The sequence below is a fragment of the Clostridium sp. AF34-10BH genome, assembly GCF_003478095.1.
Classification (GTDB): domain Bacteria; phylum Bacillota; class Clostridia; order Lachnospirales; family Lachnospiraceae; genus Acetatifactor; species Acetatifactor acetigignens.
The window spans coordinates 1-1,664 of record NZ_QUEC01000068.1 but is presented as its reverse complement, the minus strand read 5'-3'; the positions used below and the strand labels follow the sequence as shown (position 1 = coordinate 1,664).

Sequence of the window (1,664 nt, the reverse complement as noted above, 5' to 3'; positions counted from 1 at the left end):
GTTCGGGTAAATTTACTGTAGGAAATTAATAGACAGAGCATCCTTGAGATATGTTTCAGAATCAAAGTTTTCTCCATCATTATAACCTTTTTGTCCCTTTTTACAAACCCCAAATGTGATTTTTCAGCGCCGCTATCTTTTTGATCTGCGGATAGGGAATGTCATACACTGGCAGATCTGCCAGTACTCCCAGTTTTCGTTTGTTGGCTTTTTCCATTCTTATCATTTCTGTGGCGGAATAGATGATCTCCTCTGCACCCGATACCTGTTTCATTTCTTTTTTCTGATATCTTACCAGTTCCAGCATATTTCCCTGATTTTGACGGTAGATTCTTAACCGGGACATCTTATCTGCCCCGGTTCTGCACCATCCCAATGGTCTTGAACTCATCCTGTCTGCGTACACATGGCTCACATGCCCTTCTGCGGAACATCTTACATTGCTGTCCCCGGATTTCATGGCAATCATGATTCCAGACCAGTTCCCCAGTATGTATGCCTTCGCCTGTTCCACTGCCTTTCGCTTTGTTTCTTTGTCTGTGATTCCTATGATCCGGTCAAAGGCTCCCTCTGCCATCCACTTTTTCTTTCTGTGAATGGCTCTGTATATTTCACCCCTGGCATCCTCCGCTGAGTCTTCCAGGTGGGATGTTGCCGCTATGATGTATTTATGCATATGATATTTATCAAGGGCATACTTGGACTTCGGAATGATCTTTTCTCCTGTGCGTATCCATGCTGCTCCGTCCCCGTTGATATAAATCCTCTCAACAGCATCCAGATCATAAGCTTCATCCAGATACTCCAATACTTCTGTCCATAGTCTACCGCCTGCTTCCTGCCCATCATAAACACCTCCGAAATACTTCGGATTTATCAAGTGGGGACGTCCTTCCTCATCACCTTCTACACCTTCATAAACGTATATGATCCAGGGCATTACGGTATTTATGCGGGGATTCCTGATATCCCCTTTCTTCTCCAGATACTGAAGGGCCACATGGTCTTCATCCGCATCTATGTAAAGTGTTCTCAGTTCTTTCTTTTCCACAGTCTTCAGGGCAGGGAACTCCAGCCTGTGCAACTTGTTCATTACAGCTTCTTTGCTTATGGATTCACCGTTTATGCTGGCACTGGCACCGCCTTTTCGATAGCTGCTCTCGGATGCTTCCAGTAGAATTCTCGCTTCTGCATCTTCGGTTATCCTGGCATGATGCCCCAGCCCCATCAGCTGATCCAGAAGGTAACAGGATTCACCGGTAGCAACATTTTTGAACAGAGTTTTGTGATATACCACTTCTCCAAGACTGGTCAGCAGGGAAGTTTCATCTCTTCTGACAATGTACCAGCCCTGGCGCAGATCCTTTCTTTCCCGCAGCAATTCATCATAGGATTCCCATTCTTCCGCTATCATGCTGCATCCAAGTCTGGTCACCTCATCCGTCACACCATAGACCATTTCTGCAATCTTTGTCAGGTCATCTGTATAAGTTTTGAAAACATTTGTTAATCTTTTTACCCCATTCTCGCAAAAGTGTTGTATACTGGTAATCATGAAAGCACCCTCCTTGGATTTTTGTCTCGTCAACTTCAATCCTAACACAGGATCCCGGTGCTTTCTTTCTTTTTTCTATTAACTTTTCCTACAAAAACTTTACCCTACG

The 1,664-nt window shown here is 44.5% G+C and carries 1 protein-coding gene; it reads right to left on the bottom strand.

The features are described 5' to 3' along the window. Positions 1-100 precede the first annotated feature (100 nt). Positions 101-1,555: an ISLre2 family transposase gene (locus tag DWZ61_RS19360; protein ID WP_118540114.1), complete on the bottom strand. Its 1,455-nt coding sequence runs from the start codon at positions 1,553-1,555 to the stop codon at positions 101-103. Positions 1,556-1,664 lie beyond the last annotated feature (109 nt).

Coding starts and splice junctions, on each gene's coding strand:
- DWZ61_RS19360 (WP_118540114.1), bottom strand. CDS start 1,555: ATGATTACCAGTATACAACACTTTTGCGAGAATGGGGTAAAAAGATTA.